This window comes from Cellulosimicrobium sp. SH8 (assembly GCF_025818875.1).
In the GTDB taxonomy this organism is placed as follows: domain Bacteria; phylum Actinomycetota; class Actinomycetes; order Actinomycetales; family Cellulomonadaceae; genus Cellulosimicrobium; species Cellulosimicrobium cellulans_D.
In genome coordinates this window covers 348,565-371,146 of record NZ_JAMXMH010000003.1, presented here as the reverse complement: position 1 = coordinate 371,146, position 22,582 = coordinate 348,565, and the positions used below count along the sequence as shown (strand labels likewise).

General features: G+C 75.2%; 26 protein-coding genes. 12 read left to right on the top strand and 14 right to left on the bottom strand.

From position 1 onward, the window contains the following. Nucleotides 1-519: a hypothetical protein gene (locus NF338_RS06580; protein WP_264030034.1), complete on the top strand. Its 519-nt coding sequence runs from the start codon at nucleotides 1-3 to the stop codon at nucleotides 517-519. Between the two features lie 83 nt (nucleotides 520-602). On the opposite strand, the gene NF338_RS06575 is transcribed toward NF338_RS06580, so the two are convergent. After that, nucleotides 603-1,304 (bottom strand): DUF5701 family protein, encoded by a 702-nt coding sequence (locus NF338_RS06575; RefSeq protein WP_264030033.1) that lies wholly within the window; start codon nucleotides 1,302-1,304, stop codon nucleotides 603-605. A gap of 125 nt (nucleotides 1,305-1,429) precedes the next feature. On the opposite strand from NF338_RS06575, the gene NF338_RS06570 reads away from it, so the two are divergent. Next, the gene (locus NF338_RS06570) at nucleotides 1,430-2,839 is read left to right on the top strand and encodes a cystathionine beta-synthase (RefSeq protein WP_087469662.1); all 1,410 of its coding nucleotides are present in this window, start codon (nucleotides 1,430-1,432) and stop codon (nucleotides 2,837-2,839) included. 102 nt (nucleotides 2,840-2,941) lie between these two features. On the opposite strand, the gene NF338_RS06565 is transcribed toward NF338_RS06570, so the two are convergent. From NF338_RS06565 to NF338_RS06555, 3 genes are all read right to left on the bottom strand, one after another. After that, nucleotides 2,942-3,634 carry a hypothetical protein gene (locus NF338_RS06565; protein ID WP_264030032.1) on the bottom strand — a complete coding sequence of 231 codons (693 nt, stop codon included), beginning with the start codon at nucleotides 3,632-3,634 and terminating at the stop codon, nucleotides 2,942-2,944. Nucleotides 3,635-3,715: 81 nt separating this feature from the next. Then, complete coding sequence (locus tag NF338_RS06560; RefSeq protein WP_264030031.1) at nucleotides 3,716-4,306, bottom strand: TetR/AcrR family transcriptional regulator; 591 nt, start codon at nucleotides 4,304-4,306, stop codon at nucleotides 3,716-3,718. Continuing rightward, nucleotides 4,299-5,186, bottom strand: coding sequence for an alpha/beta fold hydrolase (locus NF338_RS06555; protein ID WP_264030030.1), 888 nt, complete (start codon nucleotides 5,184-5,186; stop codon nucleotides 4,299-4,301). Before NF338_RS06555 ends, NF338_RS06560 begins: the two co-directional genes overlap by 8 nt. A 137-nt stretch (nucleotides 5,187-5,323) precedes the next feature. Here NF338_RS06555 and NF338_RS06550 point away from each other — a divergent pair, with 137 nt between their 5' ends. After that, a complete protein-coding gene (locus tag NF338_RS06550; protein ID WP_087469658.1) occupies nucleotides 5,324-5,734 on the top strand; it encodes an FKBP-type peptidyl-prolyl cis-trans isomerase in 411 nt (136 codons plus the stop codon). Nucleotides 5,735-5,799: 65 nt separating this feature from the next. Here the strand turns inward: NF338_RS06550 and NF338_RS06545 are convergent, their stop codons facing one another. Then, nucleotides 5,800-7,035, bottom strand: coding sequence for a class I SAM-dependent methyltransferase (locus NF338_RS06545; protein WP_318782985.1), 1,236 nt, complete (start codon nucleotides 7,033-7,035; stop codon nucleotides 5,800-5,802). A 142-nt stretch (nucleotides 7,036-7,177) separates the two neighbouring features. On the opposite strand from NF338_RS06545, the gene NF338_RS06540 reads away from it, so the two are divergent. Continuing rightward, a complete protein-coding gene (locus NF338_RS06540; RefSeq protein ID WP_264030029.1) occupies nucleotides 7,178-8,572 on the top strand; it encodes a DUF2252 domain-containing protein in 1,395 nt (464 codons plus the stop codon). Between the two features lie 30 nt (nucleotides 8,573-8,602). Beyond that, nucleotides 8,603-8,992, top strand: a complete 390-nt coding sequence (locus tag NF338_RS06535) for a SelT/SelW/SelH family protein (RefSeq protein ID WP_264030028.1) — start codon at nucleotides 8,603-8,605, stop codon at nucleotides 8,990-8,992. Nucleotides 8,993-9,005: 13 nt separating this feature from the next. Here NF338_RS06535 and NF338_RS06530 read toward each other — a convergent pair whose 3' ends face one another. After that, nucleotides 9,006-9,386, bottom strand: coding sequence for a VOC family protein (locus tag NF338_RS06530; protein ID WP_264030027.1), 381 nt, complete (start codon nucleotides 9,384-9,386; stop codon nucleotides 9,006-9,008). A gap of 43 nt (nucleotides 9,387-9,429) precedes the next feature. Then, nucleotides 9,430-9,810: a DUF5997 family protein gene (locus tag NF338_RS06525; RefSeq protein WP_264030026.1), complete on the bottom strand. Its 381-nt coding sequence runs from the start codon at nucleotides 9,808-9,810 to the stop codon at nucleotides 9,430-9,432. A gap of 90 nt (nucleotides 9,811-9,900) precedes the next feature. On the opposite strand from NF338_RS06525, the gene NF338_RS06520 reads away from it, so the two are divergent. The 4 genes from NF338_RS06520 to NF338_RS06505 all read left to right on the top strand — a co-directional run bounded on the left by NF338_RS06520 (nucleotide 9,901) and on the right by NF338_RS06505 (nucleotide 13,007). Beyond that, entirely contained in the window at nucleotides 9,901-10,827 is a 927-nt protein-coding gene (locus NF338_RS06520) for a LysR substrate-binding domain-containing protein (RefSeq protein WP_264030025.1), read from the top strand. 126 nt (nucleotides 10,828-10,953) lie between these two features. Then, nucleotides 10,954-11,340 (top strand): ArsR/SmtB family transcription factor, encoded by a 387-nt coding sequence (locus NF338_RS06515; protein WP_204542768.1) that lies wholly within the window; start codon nucleotides 10,954-10,956, stop codon nucleotides 11,338-11,340. Further along, a complete protein-coding gene (locus NF338_RS06510; RefSeq protein ID WP_264030024.1) occupies nucleotides 11,337-11,993 on the top strand; it encodes an SRPBCC family protein in 657 nt (218 codons plus the stop codon). The genes NF338_RS06515 and NF338_RS06510 overlap by 4 nt, the downstream gene beginning before the upstream one ends. Before the next feature lie 162 nt (nucleotides 11,994-12,155). Beyond that, a complete protein-coding gene (locus NF338_RS06505; protein ID WP_264030023.1) occupies nucleotides 12,156-13,007 on the top strand; it encodes a phosphatase PAP2 family protein in 852 nt (283 codons plus the stop codon). Nucleotides 13,008-13,013: 6 nt separating this feature from the next. On the opposite strand, the gene NF338_RS06500 is transcribed toward NF338_RS06505, so the two are convergent. The 5 genes from NF338_RS06500 to NF338_RS06480 form a co-directional block, all read right to left on the bottom strand. After that, nucleotides 13,014-13,499, bottom strand: coding sequence for a hypothetical protein (locus NF338_RS06500; protein WP_264030022.1), 486 nt, complete (start codon nucleotides 13,497-13,499; stop codon nucleotides 13,014-13,016). 38 nt (nucleotides 13,500-13,537) lie between these two features. Further along, nucleotides 13,538-14,365, bottom strand: coding sequence for a CPBP family intramembrane glutamic endopeptidase (locus tag NF338_RS06495; protein ID WP_264030059.1), 828 nt, complete (start codon nucleotides 14,363-14,365; stop codon nucleotides 13,538-13,540). A gap of 78 nt (nucleotides 14,366-14,443) precedes the next feature. Beyond that, nucleotides 14,444-15,280 carry an aldo/keto reductase gene (locus NF338_RS06490; RefSeq protein WP_264030021.1) on the bottom strand — a complete coding sequence of 279 codons (837 nt, stop codon included), beginning with the start codon at nucleotides 15,278-15,280 and terminating at the stop codon, nucleotides 14,444-14,446. A gap of 132 nt (nucleotides 15,281-15,412) precedes the next feature. Then, nucleotides 15,413-16,093 carry a peptide-methionine (S)-S-oxide reductase MsrA gene (gene msrA, locus NF338_RS06485; protein ID WP_264030020.1) on the bottom strand — a complete coding sequence of 227 codons (681 nt, stop codon included), beginning with the start codon at nucleotides 16,091-16,093 and terminating at the stop codon, nucleotides 15,413-15,415. 146 nt (nucleotides 16,094-16,239) lie between these two features. Continuing rightward, entirely contained in the window at nucleotides 16,240-17,034 is a 795-nt protein-coding gene (locus tag NF338_RS06480; protein WP_264030019.1) for an SDR family NAD(P)-dependent oxidoreductase, read from the bottom strand. Nucleotides 17,035-17,237: 203 nt separating this feature from the next. Between NF338_RS06480 and NF338_RS06475 the strand changes: the two genes are divergently transcribed. The 3 genes from NF338_RS06475 to ilvA all read left to right on the top strand — a co-directional run bounded on the left by NF338_RS06475 (nucleotide 17,238) and on the right by ilvA (nucleotide 21,139). Further along, nucleotides 17,238-18,479, top strand: a complete 1,242-nt coding sequence (locus NF338_RS06475) for a cystathionine gamma-synthase (protein ID WP_264030018.1) — start codon at nucleotides 17,238-17,240, stop codon at nucleotides 18,477-18,479. Between the two features lie 102 nt (nucleotides 18,480-18,581). Beyond that, entirely contained in the window at nucleotides 18,582-19,877 is a 1,296-nt protein-coding gene (locus tag NF338_RS06470; RefSeq protein WP_264030017.1) for an AI-2E family transporter, read from the top strand. Further along, the gene (gene ilvA, locus NF338_RS06465) at nucleotides 19,874-21,139 is read left to right on the top strand and encodes a threonine ammonia-lyase (protein ID WP_264030016.1); all 1,266 of its coding nucleotides are present in this window, start codon (nucleotides 19,874-19,876) and stop codon (nucleotides 21,137-21,139) included. Before NF338_RS06470 ends, ilvA begins: the two co-directional genes overlap by 4 nt. An 88-nt stretch (nucleotides 21,140-21,227) precedes the next feature. Here the strand turns inward: ilvA and greA are convergent, their stop codons facing one another. Both greA and NF338_RS06455 read right to left on the bottom strand, forming a co-directional pair. Then, nucleotides 21,228-21,710 carry a transcription elongation factor GreA gene (gene greA, locus NF338_RS06460; RefSeq protein WP_087469642.1) on the bottom strand — a complete coding sequence of 161 codons (483 nt, stop codon included), beginning with the start codon at nucleotides 21,708-21,710 and terminating at the stop codon, nucleotides 21,228-21,230. Between the two features lie 297 nt (nucleotides 21,711-22,007). Further along, entirely contained in the window at nucleotides 22,008-22,442 is a 435-nt protein-coding gene (locus tag NF338_RS06455) for a DUF4307 domain-containing protein (protein ID WP_253053047.1), read from the bottom strand. Between the last annotated feature and the right edge of the window lie 140 nt (nucleotides 22,443-22,582).

The following is a 22,582-nucleotide window of genomic DNA, read 5'->3' as shown; positions in this document are numbered from 1 at the left end:
GTGGCGCGCAGCACCCGTGAACCGGCACCCGCGGCGGACCTCCCGCCGCGGGTGCCGGTCTTTCTCGCCGGTCTGGTCGTCGCCGCGGCGGCGATGCTCGGCGTCCAGGTCCTCTACATGGTCGTCTCCGGCGCGCCGCCCGCGTGGCTCGCGTTCGCGGCGCTCCTCATCCTGCTCAGCGTGCCGACGGCGGGCGCCGCGGTGGCGTGGCTGGGCACCCGCATCACGCGCGACGCGTCGGAGCGCCGGGCCGCGTTGGTGTTCGCCGCGCTCGGCCTCGTCGCGGGCGCGCTGTGGGGGTCGCTGCTCGCCGGTGGTCTCGCGGCACAGCTCGCCGACGCCGGGGCGAGCGGCGGGGGAGCGCTCGTCGCGGGAGCGGCCGCCGTCGTCGGGGTCACCGCGGCGATCGGAGCCGGGCTGGGCCGCCTCGCCGCGCGCGAGGCCTCCGACCGGCCCCTCCTCGTCGTCGTGCTCGGCGTCGTCGTGGTCCTCGTCGCCCTCCTGGGCGTCTTCGGCTGAGCCCGGATCGTTGTGGGCATGGAATGGGCCCGGTTCTCGGTCGAGAACCGGGCCCATTCCATGCCCACACGCCCAGGTTGCCGTCAAGCGGGGAGGCGGGCCGTGGTGGAGGCGAAGCCGAGCCAGGTGTGGCGGTTGCCGGCCCAGCACCAGCCGACCTTCGGGGCGCCGCGGCGCTCGCGACCGTCACGGCCCGTGCCGTTCGAGATCCACAGCGCCGGGGTGCGGGCGTCCAGGCGGCCGTCGGGCTTGCGCAGGCGCGACCCGATCGTCATGTAGCAGAGGTTGCGCGTGAGGACGCTCGGCGCCTGGAGCGCCCAGTGGATGCCCTCGTGCAGCAGCATGGGCGTGCGGCCGCGGGCCGTGAGCTCGGGCAGCGCCTCGTCCGGCGACCAGTTCGCCAGGTCGTCGCCACGGTCCGGGCCCGCGACGACGTAGAGCGGTCCGTCGGGTACCTCGACGCCCTCGATGGGCGCGAAGCGGTCGACGTCCGTCATGTCGACGACGACGAAGCCCTCCTTCTCGCCGTCGCGCGCCGGGAGCCGCAGCAGGGACGCCAGGGCCGAGGGTGGCGCGAGCCGAGGGGCGACGACGAGCAGCGCCCCGGCGGGCGCGGTCGCCGCGAGGCCGGCCGCGGCGTCGCGGAGGGCGTCGGGCGTCAGTCCGGCGATCTCGTGGACGCCGAGCGCGACGAGGCGCTCGGCCTGGGCGACGACGTCGGGCAGGTCCGGGAGCGTCGTCCCGGGGGCGGTCGGGTGCGGGGCGGCGGCGGTCGTCTCGGGCACGGTTCACCTCTCGGTCGGGACGGTCGGAGGGCTCAACGCTGTACACCGTACGGAAATTCCCGTCGTCGCGCCGCCGAAGGATCGCACGACGCACGCGCGCCGCGCGGATCGGGGATGATCGGGGCATGAGATACGCAGAGCACGTGTCGGAGCTCGTCGGCGGTACCCCGCTCGTCCGGCTGTCCCGTGTCACCGAAGGCCTCAGTGCGACGATCCTCGCCAAGGTCGAGTACGTGAACCCCGGCGGCTCGGTGAAGGACCGCATCGCGCTGAAGATGGTCGAGGCCGCGGAGGCGTCGGGAGAGCTGGCGCCAGGCGGCACGATCGTCGAGCCCACGTCCGGCAACACCGGCGTCGGCCTCGCGCTCGTCGCGCAGCGCAAGGGGTACGACTGCGTGTTCGTCTGCCCGGACAAGGTGAGCCAGGACAAGCGGGACGTGCTGCGCGCGTACGGCGCGCGCGTCGTCGTGACGCCGACCGCCGTCGCGCCGGACCACCCGGACTCCTACTACTCCGTCTCGGACCGCCTGGTCCGCGAGATCCCGGGGGCGTGGAAGCCGAACCAGTACGCGAACCCGAACGGCCCGGCGTCGCACTACGAGTCCACGGGCCCGGAGGTCTGGGCGGACACCGACGGCCGCGTGACCCACTTCGTCGCGGGCGTCGGCACGGGCGGCACCATCACGGGCACCGGTCGCTACCTCAAGGACGTCTCTGCCGACCGCGCGGAGGCCGACGGCGGCCGCGTGCGCGTCGTGGGCGCCGACCCGGCGGGCTCGGTGTACTCGGGCGGCGACGGCCGGCCGTACCTCGTCGAGGGCGTGGGCGAGGACTTCTGGCCGGCCGCGTACGACCCGTCGGTCCCCGACGAGGTCATCCCCGTCAGCGACGCCGACTCGTTCGCGATGACGCGGCGCCTCGCGCGCGAGGAGGGGCTGCTCGTCGGCGGGTCGTGCGGCATGGCGGTCGAGGCGACGCTGCGGCTCGCACGCCGGCTGGAGGAAGAGGACCCCGAGGCCGCGGCGCGCGCCGTGATCGTGGTCCTCCTGCCCGACAGCGGACGCGGCTACCTGTCGAAGATCTTCAACGACGCCTGGATGCGGTCGTACGGGTTCCTGCCCGACGAGGAGGGTGTGACCGCGGGCGACGTGCTGCGCGCCAAGGACGGGCGCCTGCCCGACCTCGTGCACACGCACCCGAGCGAGACGGTGCGCGACGCGATCGAGATCCTGCGCGAGTACGGCGTCTCCCAGATGCCCGTCGTGGGCGCCGAGCCGCCGGTCAAGAGCGGCGAGGTCGCGGGGTCGGTGAGCGAGCGCGAGCTGCTCGACGCCGTGTTCTCCGGCCGCGCGTCCCTCGCCGACCGGGTGGACCAGCACATGGAGCCGCGGTTCCCGCTGATCGGCGCGGGCGAGGGCGTCGAGGCGGTGCGGGCAGCGCTGCACGACGCCGACGCGCTCCTCGTGGTGGAGGACGGCGACCCGGTCGGCGTCCTCACCCGCCACGACCTCCTGGGCTTCGTCGCCGCCCGCTGACCTTCCGCGGCACCCCGCCGAACACGACGTCGGTGTCGTTATCCGTGGGATAACGACACCGACGCCGTGTTCGACAGCGACCGGGGTCGTTCTCGGCAGCGGTCAGGCTCGTGGCCGGCGGAGGGCGACGACCGCGAGGAGCACGCAGCCGGCGCCGAGCAGGACGCCGTGCGCGACCCTCAGGCCAGGACCGCCCCAGAACTGCGGCAGCAGCAGGACCAGGCCGAGGGCGAACGGCAGGGTGAACCACCAGCGCGCGACGCGCCGGAGCGCGACGGCGGTCAGCAGGCCTCCTGTCGCCAGGAGGATCAGCCCCGCGCCGAAGAGCGTGACGGCGAGCGGTCCGTCGCGCAGGTCCGTCACCACGTCGAGGAACCCGGACGCGGCGGGGTCGCTCGCGGTGGTCGCGGCGCGGGCGACCGCCTGGATGCCGAACATCTCCGCGCCGAAGAAGAGCGCGGCGAGGAATCCACCCGCCCAGACCAGACCGGTCGCGGACGCGAGCAGGTCGGTGGTGCGCCGCGGGGCCCGGGCGGCGAGCGACGACCGCAGGCCCAGGAGCGCCGGGGCGAGCAGGCCGATCGCGAGGATGCCGCACAGGTGCGCGACGACCCAGCGGTCGGACGCGAACGCGGCCGCGAGCTCGGCCGTCGGGCGCGCCTCGTCCGGCCACGGTCGCAGCACGGGGAACAGGACGAAGCCCGTGCCGGCCGCGACGAGCGCGGCGGCGGTCAGGCGTCGGGTCGAGGTGGACGACGTGGTCGGAGCGGGCGCTGCGGTGGTGGTCGAGCTCACGGGAGCCTCCGGTGGTGGGTCGCGGGGACAGGTCGGTGGTGCCTGCCGGGTCGGTGCGCGGCGTGGGACCGGCGTGCGAGGTCAGGCGCCGCCGGTGAGCGACGCGAGACCCGCGAGCATCGCGCGGACGTGGATCTCGAAGCTCCGGTCGAGGTCGTCCGGCAACCGGTAGCCGCCGCCGAGCTCGAGCGCGACGAAGCCGTGCAGGCTCGCGCGCACGGACCGGATCGCGTCGATCGTGCGGTCGTCCGGGAGCTCGAAGCCGCGCAGCACGGCGGCGACGACCTGGACGCTGCGCCCGGCCGCCGCGGACAGCGCGGCGTCGGCGGGGTCGTCGGGGTCGGGCGCGACCTGGACCGCGGCGTACCGGCCCGGGTGGGCGCGGGCATAGCGCCGGGTCGCGTGGGCGAGGGCCGCGACGGCGTCGGGCCCGGCGAGCCCGACGGTGGCGTCGGTCAGAGCGCGCGTGTAGTCCTCGACGGAGACGACCGCGACCTCGCGCCGCAGGGCCGCGAGCGACCCGACGTGCTTGTAGAGGCTCGGCGTCGCGACGCCCGCCTGCGCGGCGACCTTCGCGAGCGTGAGGTCGGCGAACCCGGTCGGGCCGCCCGCGTCGACCAGGTCGACGGCGATCCGCACGACCGCCGCGTGCGAGAGCCCCGCCCTAGCCACGGGTGCCCTCCGACCCCTCGCGGCGCGCGCCGGCCGGGCGCGCGGCGTCGTCCGGCAGGCCGGCGAGGAACGCGAGCGTCGCGGCCACGACCTCCTCGGGCGCCTGGAGCTGCGGGTAGTGGCCCACCTCGGGCAGCACGAGGGTCGTCGCGCCGAGCGACTCCTGCGCCCACGCGGCCTCGGCGGCAGGGTCGGCGTAGTCGGGGTCGAGCGCGCCGAAGACGGCGAGCGCGGGCGCCTGGACGCGGGCGACGCGCGGCTCGACGACGCGGTGGTCGAGCTGGAGCGTCAGGTCCCGGAAGGAGCGCAGGCGCCCCGCCTCGGAGAGGCTGGCGCGGATCGCGGCCTGGTGGTCGGCGAGGCGCGCGGGGGTGCGGCCCTTGTTCAGCGAGCCGTAGAACGACGCCCAGAACGCGGCGCCCCAGGGCCGCGCGAGCGCGAGGCGGTAGAGCGCGCGCATCGCGCGGAGCTTCGCGGGCGACGACGGCTCGCGCAGGAACCCGTCGAGGAGCACGAGGCCGCGCACGAGGTCGGGACGCTCGGCCGCGGCGATCACGGCGGCCGACGCCGCCATGGAGCTCCCCAGCAGGACGGCGGGGCCCGCGTCCAGGTGCTCGACGAGCGCGACGTAGTCGGACGCGGTCGCCTCGTCGCCGTGGGTCGAGAACGTGGTGTCGCTGTCGCCGTGGCCGCGCAGGTCCACGACGACCACGCGGTAGCCCGCGGCCACGAGGTGGGGGGCGACGTCGTCGTAGGTGGCGCGCAGGTCGCCCATGCCGGGCGACGCGACGACGAGGGGGCCGGTGCCCTCGTCGGTGTAGGCGAGACGCCCCTCGGCCCGGGCGAGGTGGTGCACGGTGGACTTCTGGCTCGTGTTCATAGCCACGAGGCTAATACTATTAGCCAGATCGCACAAGGGGCCTGGTGACGGTCGCTCCGGCCACGCCGGGACGAGCCGCGTAGGGTAGGGAGACCCGCGTCCGCGCGGGAGTCCTGCACCCGACGAGAGGCAACCTCGTGACCGACCAGCCCACCCTTCCCACCGCATCCGGATCCTTCGGCGACAAGCCGACGCTCACCTTCCCGGAGACGGACGCGCCCAGCGGGCTGCAGGTCGTCGTGCTCAGCGAGGGCGACGGCCCGGCCGTCACGTCGGGGCGCAACATCGTCGTGCACTACCTCGGCCAGGCCTGGGGCGGCCACGTGTTCGACAACTCGTACGACCGCGGCGACACGATCGCGTTCCCGATCGGCGTCGGCGCCGTGATCGGCGGCTGGGACAAGGGCCTCGTGGGCCAGAACGTCGGCTCGCGCGTGCTGCTCTCGATCCCGCCGGAGCACGGTTACGGCCAGCGCGGCGTGCCGCAGGCCGGCATCGCCGGCACGGACACGCTCGTCTTCGTGGTGGACGTCGTCGACGTCCAGTGACACCTGCCCGCTGAGTGCTGGGGATCCGTCGCCGCGGAGCCGTCCCGACGACGAGTCCCCAGCACTCAGCGGCGCGTCGAGCGGGTCACGGTGAAGCGCGGACCGCGCGCGACCTGGGTGGTGGGGCCGACCGCACGCTCCAGCGCGGGCCGGTAGCGCAGGTGCGAGTTCCACACGCACCACAGCTCCCCGCCCGGCCGCAGGACGCGCCCCGCCGTCGCGAACATGCGGTGCGCCGCGTCGGTGCGCAGGGCCGCGCCGTCATGGAACGGCGGGTTGAGCAGCACGACGTCGGCGCTCGCGTCGGCGAGCGTCGCGCCCGCGTCGTCGCGCACGGTGCGCACGCGGTCGCCCACCCCGTTCTCCCGCGCCGTGAGCGCCGCCGACCGCACCGCCGCGTCGGAGCGGTCCGAGGCGACGACCCGCGCGTCCGGCCACCGCCGGGCCGCCCACGTGGCGAGCAGCCCCGTCCCGCAGCCGAGGTCGACGACGTCGCGGGGCCCCGCGCCCGACCCGCCGGGCGGCGACCCGGCCGGGCCCGCCGCGTCGAGCTGTTCGAGCAGGAACCGCGTGCCGAGGTCGAGGCCGGCCCCCGCGAAGGCTGCCCCGAACGCGGCGACCCGCAGCCCGACGTCGGGCAGGTCGGCCGTCGCGGGGTAGGTGAACCCGCCGGGTGCGGGGCGCGGCGACGACGCGACGAGCACGCGGGACTTGCCGCGCGCGAGGCTCGCGCGCACGTCCGTGAACGACTCGCCGAGGACGTCGTTCATGGCGCGGGTCATGTGCTTGACGCGTCCGCCCGCCAGCAGCACGACGCCCGGGTCGGCCTCGCGCGCGACGTGCTCCGCGACGTCGCGCAGGGCCGCGAGGCTGCGGGGGAGGCGGAGCAGCACGACGCGCGCCTCGGCGAGCAGCCCCGTCCCGAGACCGTGGCGCGCGTACGCGCCGGTCAGTCCCAGCGTCGCAGCGTTCGCGTCGAGCGCGGCCTCCGCGGTGCACGCGTCCTGGTGGACGCGCACCCTCGCAGGACGCGCGTCTCCCGATGCCGGCCCGTCCTCGGTCGTCGTCGGGGCGGCGAGCAGCGCGGCACCGAGCGTGAGGGCCCCGTACCGGTCGTCGACGACCGCCACGGCCTCCGGCCCGGCGCCCGCGAGCCGCGGCGCGGTCTCGTCGAGCAGGAGGTCGAGCAGCAGGCGGTCCGCGGGGTCCACGGCGACCGGGGCGTCCTCGCGGGCCGGGCCGGTGTCGTCGGTGCGCAGGCGCGCGAGCAGCGCGGCGAGGTCGGGCGGCGAGGTCGTCACCGGTCCAGTCTCCCCGACGGCACGCCGCTCCCCACGCGGTGCGCGCCCGCGCCGTCGCCTCCACCGAACCTCACCCGGCGTCGCCGTGCCGTGCACCGCCGCGAGCGCTAGTGTGCGGTTCCCGGACAGCGAGGAGGCACCTGTGGACGTCCCGCGAACCCTGGCCGAGTCCCGCGCGGCGGGGCGCGCCCTGCGCGACCGGGTGCCGCGCCGCACGCAGGGGGCGCTGCTGCTCCCGGAGCGCGACCCGGTCGCCATCATCGAGGAGCAGAACCGCGACCGGCTGCAGGACCTCGTCCCGCTGCGGATCGGGCGGATGCTCGAGTCGCCGTTCGCGTTCTACCGCGGCACGGCGGCCACGATGGCGCACGACCTGCGCGACGGTCCGCGCACCGGCGTGCACGTCGTGGCGTGCGGCGACGCGCACGTCTCCAACTTCGGCCTGTTCGCGTCGCCCGAGCGCCGCGTCCTGTTCGACCTCAACGACTTCGACGAGGCGTCCGACGCGCCGTGGGAGTGGGACGTCAAGCGCCTCGCCGCGAGCATGTACGTCGGCGGGCGGGACAAGGGCATGACGGAGCCGGACTGTGCCGACGCGGCGCGCGGCGCGGTGCGGGGCTACCGGGAGACGCTGGGTGAGGCGCTCGAGCGCAGCGCCCTCGACCGCTTCTCGTTCCAGATCGACACCGAGCTCATCGAGCCGCTGCTGCTCAAGGAGGGTCGTCAGGAGCTGCGTCGAACCTTGAAGAAGGCCCGCCGTCGCACGTCCGAGCAGGTGGTCGAGAAGATCACGGGCCAGACCGAGGACGGGCGCACGCGGATCGTCGACCAGCCGCCCGTCACCCAGCACGTCACCACGGCGACCCTCGACGAGCTGACGACCCTGTTCGAGACCTACCGCGAGCCGCTGCGCGCCGACGTCCGGCTGCTGCTGAGCCAGTTCACGGTCGTGGACTACGTGCTGCGCGTCGTGGGGGTCGGGAGCGTGGGGACCCGCTGCTACATCGTGCTGCTCGAGGGGCCCGCGGGGGAGCCGCTCGTGCTCCAGGTGAAGGAGGCGACGACGTCGGTCCTCGCGACCTACGGCGGGATGGTCGACGCGCTGCCGTCGGGCCTGGTCCCGGCCGGTGCGCTGCCCGCGCAGGGGCGTCGTGTCGTGGCCGCCCAGCGGATCCTCCAGGCGCAGTCGGACCCGTTCCTCGGCTGGACCACGGTCGAGGCGCCGGAGCGGACGGGGCGCCCCCGCGTCGACTTCTTCTGGCGGCAGTTCCGCGACATGAAGGGCTCGGTCGAGCTCGGCCGGCTCTCCTCGAACCAGTTCGTGCGGTACGGCGAGCTGTGCGGGCGCGTGCTCGCCCGCGCGCACAGCCAGTCGCCGGGCACGCGGGTGGCCTCCGGGTACCTCGGTCGCTCCGACACCTTCGACGACGCCATCGCGCGCTGGTCACGCGCCTACGCGGACGTCGTCGAGAGCGACTACGCCGCGCTGGACGCCGCCGTCGCCAGCGGGCGGCTGCCCGCCGAGCGGGACGCCTGAGGAGGGGCGCCCACCCGTAGGCTGGGCGCCATGACCGACGACGCCGGGTCGCCCCGACCCGAGGCCACCGCACCCGCCGACCCGCCGCGCGGGACCGCGCGCGTCGTGGTGGAGTACTGCACGCAGTGCCGGTGGCTCCTGCGCGCCGCGTGGGTCGCCCAGGAGCTGCTCCAGACGTTCCGCACACGGCTCGGCGAGGTCGCCCTGGTGCCGGGGACGGACGGCGTCTTCCGCGTCACGCTCGACGCCGGGGACGGCCCCGTCCTGCTGTGGGACCGCAAGGCCGACGGCGGGTTCCCCGAGATCCCGGACCTCAAGCGGCGCGTGCGCGACGCCGTCGCCCCTGACCTCGCGCTCGGCCACACCGACCGGGCCGCCGCCCGGTCCGCCGGTGCGGGCGAGCCCGCGTCCGCGGAGTGACGGTCCGGGCGGCTCAGGCGCCGGCCGGTGGCTCGATGAGGTCCCACGGCATGCCGTGCAGGTCCTCGAACACCGCGACCGTGCCGTAGGGCTCGTGCCGCGGCTGCTCGCGGAACACGACGCCGTGCGCGAGCATGCGCGCGTGCTGTGCGGCGAAGTCGTCCGTCTCGAGGAACAGCGCGACGTCGCCGCCGGCCTGCCGTCCCAGGACGTCACCCGTCGTGGGGGCGAGGACGAGCCCGGTGCCCCCGTCGGTCGGCCCGACGACGACCCGCCGCCACGACCCGCCGACGACCTCGTCCTGGCGGACGGCGAACCCGATCGCGTCGACGAAGAACGCGATCGCCTCGTCGAGGTCGCGGACGAGGAAGGTGACGTCGGAGATGCGCAGCACCCCGGCAGGCTAGACCACCGGGCCCGCCGGTGGTGGCGTGCGCTCAGCCCTTCTTGGTGCGGGCGGCGGCGAGCCGCTCCTCCTCGACGCGGACCTTCTTCTGCACCTCGCGCTCGGTCGCGAGCCACGCGGGCGGGTCCTGGCGCAGCGCGTCGATCTCCTCCGTCGTCAGCGGCTCGGTGAGGCCGCCGCGCGTGAGGCCCGAGATGGAGACGCCGAGGCGTCCCGCGACGACGGGGCGCGGGTGGGGGCCGTTGCGGCGCAGGTCCGCGAGCCACTCCGGCGGGTTCTTCTCGAGCTCCTCGAGCTGGGCCCGCGTGACGGTGCCCTCCTGGAACTCCTGCGGCGTGGCGGGCAGGTACACCCCGAGCTTCTTCGCCGCGGTGGCGGGCTTCATGGTCTGCGCGGACTGCTTGGGGGTCATGGGCTCCAGGGTAGTCGGCCGGTCGGGCATCGGCGGCCCGCGTCCTGGCACCGACGGGAGCGCGTCCGGCGGCGCGCCTAGGCTGGTCGGGTGGACGACGACGCGGGCACGACCCCCGAGGTGACGAACGACGCGACCCCCGACGACGGGGGTGCGGTGCGGCGGTTCCGGCTCGCGTACGTGCCGGGCGCGACGCCGGCGAAGTGGGTGCGCACGTGGCGCGAGCGCCTCGTCGACGTGCCGCTCGACCTCGTCGCCGTCGAGGCGGGCGACGCCGAGCGCGCCCTGCGCGACGACGAGGCGGACGCCGCGATCCTCCGCCTGCCGGTCGACCGCGACGTCCTCAGCGCGATCCGGCTCTACGAGGAGGCGCCGGTCGTGCTCGTCTCGCGCGACCACCTGCTCGCGGCGCTCGAGCCCGAGGAGCCGGTCGCCCTCGCCGACCTCGCGGACGACGTGCTGCTCCGGCCGCTCGACGACGTCGTGCCCTGGGCCGGCGAGCCGGGGGCCGCGGACGACGCCCCGGCACCCCCGGGCCGGCCGGCGGTCGAGCGTCCGGCGACGACGGGCGACGCCGTCGTGCTCGTCGCGGCGAACGTCGGGGTGGCGGTCGTGCCGCAGTCGCTCGCGCGCCTGCACCACCGCAAGGACGTGACGTACCGGCGCCTCGACGGCGCGCCGGCCGCCCCGGTCGCGCTCGCGTGGGTCGCGGACCGGGACGACGAGCTGGTCGAGGAGATGGTCGGGATCGTGCGGGGACGCACGGTCAACAGCTCGCGCGGCCGTCGCGCGGAGGCGGCCCTCGCGGACGCCGAGGCGCCGCGCGGCACGGGCCGCGGCGGGACCGGTGGAACGAACGGTCGTGAGGGCGGGCGCGGTGGGTCGGCGCGTGGGGGAGCGCGCGGCGGGTCGGCGCGCGGGGGATCCGGAGGCGGGCGTCCCGGCGGGGGGAAGCAGGGCCGCGGCGGCGGCCAGAAGGGCCGGGACTCTCGCGGGCGGGGCGGGAAGCGCCGGTGAGGACCGGCCCGGGGCCGACCTGACCGGGGCGCCCGGGGCACCCGGGGCGCGGGCCGCGCGCGCTGCGACGAGCTGCGGCGTAGATCATTCTTGACTTATATAAGCGACGGGTGAAGCATGGGTGCCATGGAAGCGTTCGACGTCCTCGGCGACCCGGTCCGGCGTCGGCTCCTCGAGCACCTCGCTCGGGGTGAGCAGCCGGCGGGCGAGCTCGCCGCGCTCGTGGGCGAGGAGTTCGGGATCAGCCAGCCGGCCGTGTCCCAGCACCTCAGGGTGCTGCGGACGAGCGGCTTCGCGACCGTGCGACCCGAGGGGACCCGGCGGCTCTACGCGCTCGACCCCGCGGCGCTCGACGAGGTCGAGGACTGGGCCGCGGGCCTGCGCCGGTTCTGGGAGCAGCGGCTCGACGCGCTCGGGACCGAGCTCGCTCGCGGTGCCCGCGAGCGGCGCCGTGCCGCGGCCGCCGACGAGGACGCCGGACGCCCGACCGACACCACCAGGAGGACAGCATGAAGGACTTCATCACTGAGCTCGAGGCCGCCCGGCGCTCCGTCGGGACGGGCGCGCTCCCCGCGGGCGACGCCCGCGTCCTCACGATCGAGCGGACCTACCCGGCCGCCGTCGAGGACGTGTGGGACGCCGTCACCGACCCCGAGCGCATCCCGCGCTGGTTCCTGCCCGTCACGGGCGACTTCCGGGTCGGCGGCACCTACCAGGTCGAGGGGAACGCGGGCGGCGAGATCCGTGCGTGCGACGCACCGACCCTCCTCCGGCTCACCTGGGTCATGGGCCCGCCGACGCCGGAGGACTCCTCCGTCGTCGAGGTCCGCCTCGCGCCCGCACCCGACGGCGGCACGACCCTCACGCTCGAGCACACCGCCGTCGTGCCGCCGGAGATGTGGGACGTGTACGGCCCGGGGGCCGTCGGCGTCGGCTGGGACGGCGCGCTGCTGGGCCTCGCGCTGCACCTCGACGGCGGCGGGCCGCTCGACCCCGAGGCGGTCCTCGCGAGCCCCGAGCTGCGGGTGTTCAACACCGCGAGCAGCGAGGCGTGGGGCGCGGCGCTCGCGGCCGCGGACGGCCTGAGCGCGGACGACGTCGCCGCGCGCGTCGCCGCCACGACGGCGTTCTACGTCCCCGCGGACGACGCCTCCGAGCCGAGCTGAACCGGGTCGCCCGCGCGCGGCCGGTCGTGATCGCGCCTCGCGCTCGTGCGACCGCGTCTCGGCGGCGTCGCGCGGGTGTCCCGCCCCAGGGGGAGGCCTGGCGGCGGACGTCCCCCGTGGGGCGGATGTTCACCTGCCGTTCACCCGGCATACCCTCGTGCGATGACCCCGCCCGATTCGTCCCGTGCCTCGACCCTGCTCGACCGTCCTGCCACGTCCCTCGGCACCCCGTCCGACGAGGTGCCCGACGCGCGGTCGCGCCCGCTGCCGGAGCCGCTCGTGGACACGTCGTCCCGGGCCGCAGGTCAGGTCCTCGTCGCGGTGTCGTGGCTGGTCGGGGCGGCGCTCGTGGTGCTGGTCGCGCGACTCCTGCGTGGGCCGAGCGAGGCGCTGTACCTCGCGATCACGGCGCGGACCGCCGATCTCCCGGGGTCGGGGCTCGTCGCGGAGGGCGGGGTCCTCGTCCTCCTCGGGCTGTGCGCGGTCGTCGCGTGGCGGTCGCGTCGTGCGGGTGCGTCCGCCGTCGCGACGACGCTCGTCGCCGGGGTGGGCGCCGTCGTCGCCTACGCGGCGAGCGAGGCCGTGAAGTCGCTCGTCCGCCAGCCGCGAGGGTGCTGGGAGCTCGTCGAGGTCGCGCACTGCCCGGCCGCGGGGGACTGGTCGTTCCCCAGCAACCACACCGCCATCGCGTTCGCCCTCGCGACGGCGGTCGTCCTGGCGGGCGCACCCGCCGTGCGCGTCCCCGGGGCGGTGCCCGCGCGGCACGCCTACCGGTCTCCGCTGCGCGACGTCGCGCTGTGGGTCGTGCTGCCCGTGGCGCTCGCCGTCGCGGTCGCCGCGGCGCGGGTCGCCGAGGGCGTGCACTTCCCGCACGACGTCGTCGCGGGCGCGGCCGTCGGGGTCGCCGTGGTCGTCGCGACGGTGACGGTCCTCGCCGGCCCCGCGACGGCCGCGGTCACCGCCGCGTGCCGCGTGGACGGCGTCCGCCGTGTCCTGCTGGCGCGGCCCGCCTGACGAGCCTCAGGGGCGGCGTCGGACGCGGGCGGTCCCCACGACCCCCAAGGCCACCGCGGCGACCAGCAGCACGGTGCCGAGCGCGGCCTGCCCCAGGTCGACCGACGGCCCGACGGCGAACGTGCCGCCCGTCGTCGTGCCCTCCGACCAGCACGTGAGGCGCACGGCGCCCGCGTCGCTCGCGAACGAGGACTGCGCGCGCCAGTGCCGCGGCACGCGGAGGTCCTGCTGCGACATCGACACGCGGAGCACGACGTCCTCGCCTCCGGGTCCGACGCCCTCGCACCGGACCTCGCCCCAGGCCGCGGGCGAGTCGGCGTAGACGGTGTGGTCGCCGGCGGCGAGCTCGACGCGCGCCGTCTCGCCGAACGGGGTCGCGCCCTGGACCCGGAAGCCCGGGAGCACCCACAGCCACAGCACGCCCAGCAGACACGCGCCCGCGAGCAGCAGGGGGACGAGCCCCGGGCGCGGGCGCGCGCGTCGTGCGGTCATGCCGGCACCGTACCGGGGCGCGAGACGGGGCGGCGCCGTCAGCGCGGCGCGGTGACGAACACGTCGAACAGCTCCGGGTGGTGGGCGTGCACGAGCACCGCGAACACCACGACGTCGAACAGCAGGTGCACCGCGACGACGTACGTGAGCGACTTGCTCCACGAGAAGATCCAGCCCTGGACCAGGGCGAACGGGACGGTGAGGAGCGGGCCCCACTCGCGGTACCCGAGCTCCCACAGGAACGACACGAAGACCGTCGCCTGCAGGAGGTTCGCCGTCCACAGGCCGAAGTGCTCGCGGTACAGCGCGAACACGACGCACACGAAGAACAGCTCGTCCCAGATCCCCACCGCGTTGACGCCGACGAACAGCCGCGCGATCTCCTGCCCGCCCGTGATCTCCGGCCAGTTGAGGTACGCGCCTGACCCGATGAAGTAGAACGGCAGGATCAGGTACCCCGCGACGACGACCACGACGAGGTACACGATCTGTCCCCGGGACCAGCGCCGCCCGGTCGCCACGGGAAAACGGACGACGTCCTCGTGGAACGCGAACCGCGAGAGCGCCCACGGCACGAGCACGGCGAGCGACAGCACGACGGCGAAGCGCACCATCCCCGCGTCCGACAGGTCCGCCTCGAGCGAGATCGTCGAGATGATCGCCATGCCGGTGCCGACCAGCGCGAGGTCGCGTCCGAGGCGGCGGTCCACGGCGAGCCCCAGCGCCACGCCGAGCACGAGCGGCACGTACCCGAGCGGGCGCACGTGCACCGCGAACAGCAGCACCGCGGAGCCGGAGACGAGCACCGCGGCGAGCAGCCGCAGCGGCGAGCCGACCGCCCAGGGCGGCCGGGCGGCGTCGGGCACCGGGGCGAGGGCGGGGGACGTCACCCGCACACGGTGCCACGACCGGCGGCGCGCGGCACGTGCCGCGCGCCGGGGAGGTCAGAGCTCCTCGTACACCGCCGGGTCCTGGTCGTTCGTGCGCCCGTCGGTCCGGGCGAGGCCCGTGAGCGCGTTCATCTCGTGGGTCGTGAGCTCGAAGGAGAACACGTCGAGGTTCTCGCGCTGACGCTCGGGCGACGACGCCTTGGGCAGCGGCACGACGCCGAGCTGCACGTGCCAGCGCAGGATCGCCTGGACGGGGGAGACGCCGTGGGCCGCGGCGACCGCGGTGACGACCGGGTCGCGCAGCAGGTCGCTCGCGCGGCCGACCGGGCTCCACGCCTCGGTGACGACCCCGCGCTCGGCGTCGGCGGCCCGCTGCGCGGACTGCGGGAAGTACGGGTGCAGCTCGACCTGGTTCACGAGCGGCGTCACGCCCGTCGCCGCGATCACCGCGTCGAGGTGCTCGGGCAGGAAGTTCGAGACGCCCACGTGACGGATCAGCCCGCGCTCACGGCACTCCACGAGGGCTTCGTACGCCTCGACGTACCTCCCGACGCGGGGGTTCGGCCAGTGGATCAGGTACAGGTCGATGCGGTCGAGACCGGTGCGGAACAGCGACTCCTCGACGGTGCGGACGGCGTCGTCGTGGGCCTGGTGGCGGCCGGGGAGCTTGGACGTGACGATCACGTCGTCGCGCGGGACGTCCGCGCGGCGGACGGCCGCACCCACGGCGCCCTCGTTCTCGTAGCTGAACGCGGAGTCGACCAACCGGTAGCCCGCGTCGATCGCGCGCGCGACCGTGTCCGCGCCCTCGTCGCCGTTCAACCTGTACGTGCCGAACCCGATCGCGGGGACGGTCGTGCCGTCCTGGGCGCTGAGGGTGGGGATCGTCATGGGCCCATCCTGCGTCGGGCCCCGTGCGGCACGCACCCCGGCGGACCGGGCGCCGGGACCTCGCGGGCGAGATGCGAGACGTGGCCCCCGATCCACGGGGATCAGGGGCCACGACTCACTCTTCGGCGGGTGCTACGCGGCGCTCGGGAACGGGACGCCCGTCGTCGCGTGGCAGCGGTAGCCGTTCGGGTTCTTGGCGGGGCTCAAGTACTGCTGGTGGTAGTCCTCGGCGTAGTAGAACGGGCCGGCCTCGGCCGCGGGGCGCATCTCGGTCGTGACCGGGTCGTAGCCCTTGGCCTCGAGCACCGCCGAGTAGCGCGCCGCGGTGTCGCGGACCGCCTGCTCCTGCTCCGGCGTCGTCCAGTACACGGCGGAGCGGTACTGCGTGCCGACGTCGTTGCCCTGGCGGTAGCCCTGCGTGGGGTCGTGGCGCTCCCAGAAGATCTTGAGCAGCTCCTCCTCGGTGACCTTCGCGGGGTCGTACGCGACGAGCGCCGTCTCGGTGTGGCCCGTGCGCGCGGTGCACGCCTCCTCGTAGGTGGGGTTCGGCGTCGTGCCGCCCATGTACCCGACGGCGGTGCTCACCACCCCGGGGACCTGCCAGAAGATCTCCTCGGCGCCCCAGAAGCAGCCCATCGCGAGGTAGAGCACGCGCGTGCCCTCGGGCCACGGCCCGGTGATCGACGTGCCGAGCACGGTGTGGGGACGCGGGGTCTGCAGCACGGGCGACTGGCGCCCGGGCAGCGCGTCCTCGGGGGCGATCATCGTCGTCTTGCCGGACGAGCCGAAGATCGCGTCGAAGATCGAGTTCATCGCTTACCTCCTGAAGTACCCGGACGACCGGGGCGCTGGCCCACGACGCATCGTCCTGGCACGGGGTAGAACGCCGCGGGGGCGGCGGGTGTTCCGGGCCGGCGCCGGCGCCCGACGAGCCCGGGCGGGCGCACCGCCCGAGCCTCTCACGGGACGATCGAGTCGATGTAGCCGCCGTCGACGCGCACGGCCGCACCCGTCGTCGCCGACGCCAGCGGCGAGGCGAGATAGGCGACCAGGTGCGCGATCTCCTCCGGCTCGATGAGCCGCTGCAGCAGCGACTGCGGGCGGTGCTCGCGCATGAACACGCGCTGCGCCTCGTCCCAGGGCAGGTCGTCGCCGACGAGCTCGCGCGCGAACGCCTCGACCCCGCCCGTGTGCGTGGGACCGGCGAGCACGCTGTTCACCGTGACGCCCGTGCCGGCCGCCGCCTTGGCGAACCCACGCGAGACGCCGAGCAGCGCCGTCTTGGTCACGCCGTAGTGGATCATCTCCGCCGGGATCACGACCGCCGAGTCACTGCCCACGAACTGCACGCGGCCCCACCCGCGCTCGATCATCCCCGGCAGGTACGCGCGCGTGAGCCGCACGCCCGCGAGGACGTTCACCTCGAAGTAGCGGCGCCACGTGGCGTCGTCGATCGCCAGCGGGTCCTCGCTCGAGAAGATGCCGAGGTTGTTCACCAGGACGTCGACGTGCGGCACGGCGGCGAGCACCGCCGCCGCGCCCGCGTCGGTCGCGAGGTCGGCGGCCACGCCGAGCACGTCCGCCCCCGGGACGTGCTCGCGCACGTCGTCCGCCGCGCGCTGCGACGTCTCCTCCGAGCGCCCGTTGACGACGACCGCCGCACCGCACCCCGCGAGGGCGCGGGCGATCGCGAGGCCGATGCCCTGCGCCGAGCCGGTGACGAGCGCCCTGCGCCCGCCGAGGTCGATCTTCATGCGTGCTCCCTCCGCGCCGGCGGCGGCGCGCGCCGCCCCACCCACCGTCCCCCGCGACGACCCCGGACGCCACCGCGGCGCCACCGGCAGGCGCTCCCGGCAGGCGCTCCCCGCAGGCCGAGCAGGCGGTCCCGGGTCGTCCGAGCGGCGGGACGGACCACGACCACCTGCTCGGCGCCGGGGGTGCGCCGTAGGGTGGTCGGGTGACCACCTCGAGCGAGCACCCCGACTGGACCACCACCGGCTTCTCCACGCGTGCGATCCACGCGGGCCAGGACCCGGACGCCACCACCGGCGCCGTCGTGCCGCCCATCCACCAGGTCTCGACGTACAAGCAGGACGGCGTCGGAGGCCTGCGCGGCGGCTACGAGTACTCGCGCTCCGCGAACCCCACGCGCACCGCGCTCGAGGAGGCGCTCGCGGCCGCGGAGTCCGGCGGCCTCGGCCCGACGGCGGACGGCGCGCCCGCGGCGCGCGGGTTTGCCTTCGCGTCCGGCCTGGCCGCCGAGGACACGCTGCTGCGCGCCGTCGTGCGTCCGGGGGACCACGTGATCGTGCCCGACGACGCGTACGGCGGCACGTACCGGCTCATCGCCCGCGTGTTCGGGCCGTGGGGGGTCGAGCACACGCCCGTCGACCTCACGGACGTCGAGGCGGTCCGCGCCGCGGTGCGCCCCGAGACGCGCGTCGTGTGGGTCGAGACGCCGACCAACCCGCTGCTCGGGGTCAGCGACATCCAGGCGCTCGCGGGCGTCGCGCACGACGCCGGGGCGCTGCTCGTCGTCGACAACACCTTCGCGACCCCCTACCTGCAGCAGCCGCTCGCGCTGGGCGCGGACGTCGTCGTGCACTCGACGACCAAGTACGTCGGCGGGCACAGCGACGTCGTCGGGGGAGCGCTCGTCGTCGCGACGGGCGCCCAGCTCCCGGGCGGGCTCGAGTCGCCCGCGGGCGGGACGGACGTCGCCGGCGCGGTCGGGTTCCACCAGAACGCGTCGGGCGCGGTCGCCGGGCCGTTCGACGCGTGGCTCACGCTGCGCGGCCTCAAGACGCTCGCGGTGCGCATGGACCGCCACCAGGCGAACGCCGCGGCCGTCGCCGACTTCCTCGCCGCCCACCCCGCGGTCACCGAGGTGATCTACCCCGGCCTCGCGTCGCACCCCGGGCACGAGCTCGCGGCGCGCCAGATGAGCGGGTTCGGCGGCATGGTGTCGTTCCGCGCCGGCAGCGAGGCGAAGGCGCTCGACGTGTGCGCGCGCACCCAGGTCTTCACGCTCGCCGAGTCGCTGGGCGGCGTCGAGTCGCTCATCGAGCACCCGGGGCGCATGACCCACGGCTCCGTCGCCGGGACGGCGCTCGAGGTCCCCGACGACCTCGTCCGCCTCTCCGTCGGCATCGAGGACGTCGAGGACCTCCTCGCGGACCTCACCCAGGCGCTCGCGTAGCTCGGTCCCGTCCCGCCGGGCGGTGGGGAGATCCTGCGCACACCGGGCGCGCCACGGGTATTCAGCGCCGCGAGCGGAGGGTCGCTCACCTAGGGTGAGTCCGTGAGCGCGCAGGCCGACCAGCACAGGACCCCCGACCCGCTTCCTCCCGGGCGCCCCGGCGCGACGGCGGTGCCCGACTCGGTGCGCTCGGCCGCCGCCTGGTCGTGGCGGCTGCTGCTCATCGGCCTGACGATCGCGGCAGGCCTCTGGCTGATCACGCAGCTCAAGGTGATCGTCGTCCCCATCGCGGTGGCGCTCCTGCTCACGGTGCTGCTCACACCGGTCCAGCGCTTCTTCCGGCGCCACCTGCGGATGTCGCGCGGTCTCGCGTCCGGCGCGGCGCTCATCGCGCTCATCGTCGTCGTCGCGGGGCTCGTGGCCATCGCGGGGCAGCAGATCGTCAGCGGCTTCCAGGACCTGCGCGACCAGGCCGTCGAGGGTTTCGAGCAGTTCACCGAGTGGCTCGCCGACGGTCCGCTCGGGCTCGACTCGACGACGATCTCGCACTGGCTCGACCAGGCCGGGACCGCGGTGTCCGAGAACCAGGACTCGATCGTCTCCGGCGCGCTGGGCGCGGCCACGACGATCGGCCACGTGGTCGCGGGCGCCCTCATCGCGCTGTTCTGCACGTTCTTCTTCCTGCTCGACGGGCGCACGATCTGGTCCTGGGTGGTCGGGCTGCTGCCCCTGCGTGCCCGCGACAACGTCCACCAGGCGGGCCGCCGCGGCATCGTGACGCTCGCCGCGTACACGCGCACGCAGATCCTCGTGGCCGCCGTCGACGCCGTCGGCATCGGGATCGGCGCCGCGTTCTTCGTCCCGTCGCTCGCGCTGCCGCTCGGCATCCTCGTGTTCGTCGGGTCGTTCATCCCGATCGTCGGTGCCATCGTCACCGGCTCGATCGCGGTGCTCGTCGTGCTGGTCGCGCAGGGCTGGGTCCAGGCGCTCGTCATGCTCGGCATCGTGCTGCTCGTGCAGCAGATCGAGGGCCACATCCTCCAGCCGTTCCTCATGGGCCACGCGGTCTCGCTGCACCCGGTCGCCGTGCTGCTCGTCGTCGCGGCGGGCAGCTTCGCCGCGGGGATCGTGGGCGCGCTCTTCGCGGTCCCGATCGCGGCCGTCCTCAACACCGTGGTGCTCTACCTCCACGGGCACGACAAGTTCCCCGAGCTCGGGACGGACGACCGCGTCGTGGTGCGGGGGAGCCCGCAACCGCCGGTCATCGCGCGCGCGGAGGCGGACCTCGAGGACGTCGGCGCGCGCCGTCGGTCCCGCACGGGTGCCGGCGAGGACTCCGCCGTCGTCGAGCCGCAGGACGCGGGCCCCGTGGAGGACGCGCCCGGGGAGACCCGGTGACCTCAGGGCCGGTTCCGGTCACGCTCGACGACGTCCGCGACGCCGCCCGCCTGCTCGACGGCGTCGCGTACCGCACCCCGGTCCAGACGACGCGCGCGATCAGCGAGGCCGCGGGCGTCCGCGTGCTGCTCAAGTGCGAGAACCTGCAGCGCGCGGGGTCGTTCAAGGTGCGCGGCGCGTACGTGCGCATGGCGCGACTGAGCGAGGAGGAGAAGGCTCGCGGCGTCGTCGCGGCGAGCGCGGGCAACCACGCCCAGGGCGTCGCGTTCGCGGCTGGTCTGCTCGGCATCCGCGCCGTCGTCTACATGCCGGTGGACGCCGCGCTGCCCAAGGTCGCGGCGACGCGCCAGTACGGCGCCGAGGTCCGGCTCGTCGGCGCGGACGTGGACGAGACGCTCGCCGCCGCGCGCGCCGAGGCCGACCGCACGGGCGCCGTGTTCATCCACCCGTTCGACCACCCCGACGTCGTGGCCGGGCAGGCGACGATCGCGCTGGAGATCCTCGAGCAGGTGCCCGACGTCCGGACCGTGATCGCGCCGCTCGGCGGCGGCGGGCTCGTCGCGGGGCTCGCGGCGGCCTTCGCGCAGGCCGCGCCGGACGTGCGGGTGATCGGGGTGCAGGCCGAGCGCGCCGCCGCCTACCCGGGCTCGCTGGTCGCCGGGACGCCGACGACGGCGCGGCTCGCCGCGACGATGGCCGACGGCATCGCCGTCGGCACGCCGGGAGCGGTGCCGTTCGGGATCCTGGCCCAGCACGGCGTCGAGGTCCGCACGGTGACCGAGGAGGAGATCTCGCGGTCGCTGCTCATGGTCGCCGAGCGCGCGAAGCTGCTCGTCGAGCCCGCCGGGGCCACCGGCGTCGCCGCGCTCCTCTCCGGGACGGCGGCCGTCGACGCGGGCGCGGCGGACCCGGTCGAGGGTCCGGTCGTCGTCGTGCTTTCCGGAGGGAACATCGACCCCCTCGTGCTGCTGCGCGTGGTGCGGCACGGCCTCGCGGCGGCCGGCCGGTACATCCAGCTCCAGGTGCTGCTCGACGACCGTCCCGGCGCCCTCGCGCGGATGCTCGAGGTCATCGCGACGAAGCGCGGCAACATCATGCACATCGACCACGACCGCACCGACGTGGGCCTCGCGATCGGCGAGGCCTGGGTGCGGATGCAGGTGGAGACCAAGGGCCCGGAGCACTGCGACGAGCTCGTCGCGCACCTGCGCTCCGAGGGCTACCGCGTCGAGCGCAGCGACGGCGGCTCGCCCGGCCTCTGACGAGATGCGAGAAGTGGCCCTCCCGGGACGTCCCGGAAGGGCCACTTCTCACGTCTCGACCGGCGGGCTTCAGCCGCCGGGTGGCGCGTCAGCCCTCGAAGGGCTTGGCGGTGACGATCTTCACGGCGATCTCGTTGCCGTTCGGCGCGGTGAAGGTCGTCTCGTCGCCGACGGTCTTGCCGTTGATCGCGGCACCGAGCGGCGACGTCGGCGAGTACACGTCGAGGTCGGTCGTGCCGGCGATCTCGCGCGAGCCGAGCAGGAACGTCATCTCGTCGCCCGCGACGACGGCCGTGACGACCATGCCGGGCTCGACCATGCCGTCGTCCGGCGGCGTGCCGATCTGCACGTTGCGCAGCTTCTCGGTGAGCTCACGGATGCGGGCCTCGTTCTTGGCCTGCTCCTCGCGGGCGGCGTGGTAGCCGCCGTTCTCCTTGAGGTCGCCCTCGTCACGCGCGGCGGCGATGCGCTCCGCGATCTCGGTGCGGCCCTCGCCGGACAGGTGGGCGAGCTCGGCCTGCAGCCTGTCGTGCGCCTCCTGGGTCAGCCAGGTGACGGTGGTGTCGGTCACGGTTCGCTCCTTCCTTTCCATGGTCGACGGCCGGAGCGGTCGCACGGCCGTGCGGGTACGGGCAGCCGGGGCGCGTGCGTTCGCGGTGCGCCTGCCTGCCCGGGTCGGTGACGCTGGCCGGGTGGCAGCGCGTAGGACTGGTCTCCCGCCGGTCGCCGTGGTGCCCGGAGGACGCGTGCCTGTCACCGGCACGCTGTCTCGGGCTCCGCACGGTCGGGTGCGGGAATCCCTCAGGATAGCAAAGCACGGGGCTCCGACAGCGACGTCGCAGGTCAGCGCGCGCGCAGGCCGGGCGGCTCAGGGGGCGACGCGGCAGGACTGGACGATGCCCGTCGTGGCGAGCTCGGAGGTCGCCACGCTCACGGTGTACCGGGACTCCGCGACCTCGACCGGGCCGACCGTCACGTCGACCGTCCCGACCTGGGCGAAGCTCTCCGCGAGCGCGTCGAGCGTGCACGTCGCCGTGGTCCCGGGGTCCATGTAGACCTCGAACGTCACGTCGACGCGCTCCGGGCTCACGACCGTGTAGCCGAAGTCCTTGAACCGCACCGGCTCGTTCGCGTACCGCAGCCCGATGACGAGCGTGATCGCGAGCCCGACGATCGCGACGAGGACGATCCCGACGACCGCCAGGCGCCGGCGCCGCTCGGTCGGCTCGGGGCCGTAGCGGCCCGCCGGCGGTCGCAGGGGTGCGCCCGGGCTCGGCTGCGGGGCGGTGGTCTCGTTCGTCATGGTGCGGTCCCGTGGTCGGTGCCGCCGCGTCCGGTCGCAGGCCCGGCGTCGTGCCGGTGGTCCCGGCGGTTCGTCAGGTGTGGGCGCGGTGGGGGATCATGTCCTCGACCCATCTTCGCAGAGCCCGGGCGCTCGTCGTG

Coding starts and splice junctions, on each gene's coding strand:
- NF338_RS06455 (WP_253053047.1), bottom strand. CDS start 22,442: ATGACGAACGAGACCACCGCCCCGCAGCCGAGCCCGGGCGCACCCCTG.
- NF338_RS06555 (WP_264030030.1), bottom strand. CDS start 5,186: ATGAACACGAGCCAGAAGTCCACCGTGCACCACCTCGCCCGGGCCGAG.
- msrA (WP_264030020.1), bottom strand. CDS start 16,093: ATGAACTCGATCTTCGACGCGATCTTCGGCTCGTCCGGCAAGACGACG.
- NF338_RS06480 (WP_264030019.1), bottom strand. CDS start 17,034: ATGAAGATCGACCTCGGCGGGCGCAGGGCGCTCGTCACCGGCTCGGCG.
- NF338_RS06535 (WP_264030028.1), top strand. CDS start 8,603: ATGACCGACGACGCCGGGTCGCCCCGACCCGAGGCCACCGCACCCGCC.
- NF338_RS06510 (WP_264030024.1), top strand. CDS start 11,337: ATGAAGGACTTCATCACTGAGCTCGAGGCCGCCCGGCGCTCCGTCGGG.
- NF338_RS06490 (WP_264030021.1), bottom strand. CDS start 15,280: ATGACGATCCCCACCCTCAGCGCCCAGGACGGCACGACCGTCCCCGCG.
- NF338_RS06505 (WP_264030023.1), top strand. CDS start 12,156: ATGACCCCGCCCGATTCGTCCCGTGCCTCGACCCTGCTCGACCGTCCT.
- NF338_RS06570 (WP_087469662.1), top strand. CDS start 1,430: ATGAGATACGCAGAGCACGTGTCGGAGCTCGTCGGCGGTACCCCGCTC.
- NF338_RS06525 (WP_264030026.1), bottom strand. CDS start 9,810: ATGACCCCCAAGCAGTCCGCGCAGACCATGAAGCCCGCCACCGCGGCG.
- NF338_RS06515 (WP_204542768.1), top strand. CDS start 10,954: ATGGAAGCGTTCGACGTCCTCGGCGACCCGGTCCGGCGTCGGCTCCTC.
- NF338_RS06500 (WP_264030022.1), bottom strand. CDS start 13,499: ATGACCGCACGACGCGCGCGCCCGCGCCCGGGGCTCGTCCCCCTGCTG.